Source organism: Mycobacterium sp., from assembly GCF_049673265.1.
Classification (GTDB): Bacteria; Actinomycetota; Actinomycetes; order Mycobacteriales; family Mycobacteriaceae; genus Mycobacterium.
Genome location: NZ_JBATXN010000123.1, coordinates 1 through 3,102, shown reverse-complemented (window position 1 = coordinate 3,102; position 3,102 = coordinate 1). Strand labels below are relative to the sequence as shown.

At 65.5% G+C, this 3,102-nt stretch carries 4 protein-coding genes; all 4 read right to left on the bottom strand.

Going from position 1 to position 3,102, the window contains the following annotated elements; genetic code table 11:
• Positions 1-1,445: AAA family ATPase (locus WBF82_RS04235; protein WP_424381849.1), on the bottom strand; the 1,445-nt coding region annotated here is incomplete at its 3' end.
• A 113-nt stretch (positions 1,446-1,558) separates the two neighbouring features.
• Entirely contained in the window at positions 1,559-2,026 is a 468-nt protein-coding gene (locus tag WBF82_RS04230; protein WP_424381850.1) for a PH domain-containing protein, read from the bottom strand.
• Entirely contained in the window at positions 2,026-2,508 is a 483-nt protein-coding gene (gene ribH, locus WBF82_RS04225) for a 6,7-dimethyl-8-ribityllumazine synthase (RefSeq protein WP_424381848.1), read from the bottom strand. The genes WBF82_RS04230 and ribH overlap by 1 nt, the downstream gene beginning before the upstream one ends.
• A partial coding sequence (gene ribA / locus WBF82_RS04220) for a GTP cyclohydrolase II (RefSeq protein WP_424381847.1) occupies positions 2,505-3,102 on the bottom strand: 598 nt, incomplete at its 5' end. The genes ribA and ribH, both read right to left, overlap by 4 nt.

Sequence of the window (3,102 nt, the reverse complement as noted above, 5' to 3'; positions counted from 1 at the left end):
TGTTTCGCCACATCCGGCTGGTCCGTCGCAAACCAGTACACCGTAAGGAAGGCATCAATGTAGCTACGCGCCTGCGATGATGCGTTGTACGCCGCGTCGTCGATGATTTCTTTCGCGCGTGCAGGGTCACCTAGTGCCCACAGCATGTTGCTGGCCCGCAGGAAGGCGAATCTGGCGTGATCGACGTCGGTCAACTCGCTGGTGTGAATCTCGGTGAGCACCGCGTCGGCCTCCTCGCCACGACCCAGCCACGAAAGTGCATGGGCGCGTACAAAGTTCGGCTCCGGTCCCGCTCCGGCACGGGTCGCCGCTGCTGCAAGTCGATCGGCGAGGGGCAGATCCGCCAGCCAGACGGCGCCGTGGGCTGCTCTTACGAGTAGGTCGGCGTCGGGCGTGAGGTCAGAGTCGAGACTCAACGTGGCGCGGCGCACCACGACCTGGATGTCGTCGCGGTCATCGGCCGCGGCGAGTTCGGCCGCGACCAGTCCGCGCAACCGTCGTAGCCGGGTTGGTGCAGCGCGCCTGCGGCGCACCTCACCATAGAGCGGATGCGCCACCCGCACCTCCACGCCGCCAACTACGGGTTCGAGCGTGATGAGGGCACGGGTGTCGGCCTCCTCGACCGCCGCCGGATCGGCGATGCGCCGCAGGGCCGCCAGTTCGATGGGCTCCCCCACCGCCAGTGCGTCAATCACATGGCTAACCGGCGCGGGCAGGGCTCCGATGCGGGATTCGATCAGCTCAACCAGGCCGGGCGGCATGACGGACTCACCGAGCCAGCACCAGTACCCATCCCTTTGCACGATTCGGCCGTCAGCGACCTCCTGTTCCACGATGTTGCGCAGATACAAAACGTTGCCGCGCGTTAGCTTCCACAGCCGCTCAGCGGCAGCTGGATCCACCGGTCCATCCAACGTTGCCGACAGCAGCGTGGTCGTTTCATCCACCGACAGTGGCTGCAGGTCGAGCCGGTCGAATTGGCCAACCGTCCATATCTCCTGCACAGCGGCGGCGATTCGTTCACCGTCGCGAATGGTGAGAATTACGTTCGCTGCGCCGCGCTGAACGATCTGGTGCACAACGAAAATCGACAAATCATCGAGCAAATGCGCGTCGTCGACACACACCACCACCGTGGCGCCCGAAGATACGGCCGTCAGCGACTCGATCACTCCGCGCAGCAACTGAACGGTATCGGTCACACCCGACGGCGCCCACGCGGTGAAAGCACCGAGCGGAATCGCCCGTCCCGAAGATGTGCCGGCCGCCCACCGGCATTCGAATCCCTCCAACTCAGCTGCAGAGAGGGCCTCACGCGCGAGCCGGCTCTTGCCCACACCCGCCGCTCCGTAGACAACGATCCCGGAAGCATCCGAAGCCGAGATGGCGGCCGCGATAGCTCCCGTCTCCTCCGAGCGGCCGATCAACGGCCACGACAAGCGCACCACAGAAGACTACGTGCGATCACCGCACCTGCTGCCGCTTATCGCACCCTCTAATCATGTCCGTTGGCCGGCGCAGCTAACTCCGTGAAACCGCATCCCGAAATAGCGGACTTTCACGTCTGCTCGCGCGGAGATCGGTAACGCGCCAGCAACGTTCGTACCGCGTCCATGGCGTCGACCGCGCGGTCCTTGTCGACGGCCTGGATCGCCATCAACGGGATGTACTCGTCGTCGGGGAGATCGATCCGTGCCCAGCGTGCGCCGGCCGGAAACGACACCCCGACCACGTTCGACCACGGCACCAGGCGCTCGCCGAGCAGGTTGCGCACCGACAGCCCGGCCGCACCGGCCCGCAGCCGTGGTCGGGCGAACAGCAACACTAGCCCGGCAAGCACCAGGCCCAGCCCCGCCATCGCCACCTGATCGGCGGTCTGGAAGATCACGCCGCTGGACTTGATCTTGAGCAGCAGGCCCACCACGATGTGCGCCGCAGCGATCACAAACGCCGCCCCGTATGCGAAATACGGTGTCAGATGTGGACGAACTTGCACATCCCAGCTGTCCTGGTTCGGCTTGACGATCACGGCTTTTCGTGCAAATCGCGCAGGGTCAGCGCGGTGCTCAGGGCCGCGGCCGTCGCCTGAGCACCCTTGTCCTCGGCCGACGTCGGCAGGCCGGCCCGATCGCGCGCCTGCTCTTCGCTGTTGGTGGTCAGTACTCCGTTGGCGACCGGCTTCGACTCATCCAGCGAGACCCGGGTCAATCCTTGCGTGACCGCATCGCACACGTAGTCGAAATGCGGTGTAGCCCCTCGGATTACCACGCCCAATGCGACGACGGCGTCATGACCGCGGGCCAATGCCTGGGCGACCACCGGAATCTCGATTGCACCCAGCACCCGGACAACTGTCGGATCTTTGACGCCCCAGTCGTCGGCCACCTTGCGGGCACCGGCCAGCAGCGAGTCGCAGATTTCGGTGTGCCACGTGCTGGCGACGATCGCGAGGCTCACCGCGGACGCGTCGTGTGCCGGCATATCCGGCACACCGGCGCCTCCACTCATAGAGCTCCCCCGAATTCGCCGTGCAGATGCACGGATTCGTCGTAGTCGTCGAGTCCGATCAGGTCGTGGCCCATCCGGTCACGTTTGGTCATCAAGTATCGAATGTTCTCGGCGTTGGCGCGTACCGGCAGCGGCACCCGTTCGATGATGTGCAGGCCGTACCCGTCCAGCCCGACCCGTTTGGCGGGGTTGTTGGTCAGCAGGCGCATCGAACGAACGCCGAGGTCGACCAGGATTTGCGCACCGGTCCCGTAATCCCTTGCGTCGGCGGGCAATCCGAGTTTGAGGTTGGCGTCGACGGTGTCGTCGCCGGCGTCCTGCAGCTGATAGGCCTGCAGTTTGTGCATCAGGCCGATGCCGCGGCCCTCGTGGCCGCGCATATAGAGCACCACGCCGCGGCCTTCGCGCGCAACCATCGCCATCGCGGCGTCCAGCTGCGGCCCGCAGTCACAGCGGCGTGATCCGACCACGTCTCCGGTCAGGCATTCGGAGTGCACCCGCACCAGCACGTCGTCGCCGTCGTAGTTCGGCCCGGCGATCTCACCCCGGACCAGCGCCACGTGCTCGACGTCCTCGTAGATGCTGGTGTAGCCA

Coding starts and splice junctions, on each gene's coding strand:
- ribH (WP_424381848.1), bottom strand. CDS start 2,508: ATGAGTGGAGGCGCCGGTGTGCCGGATATGCCGGCACACGACGCGTCC.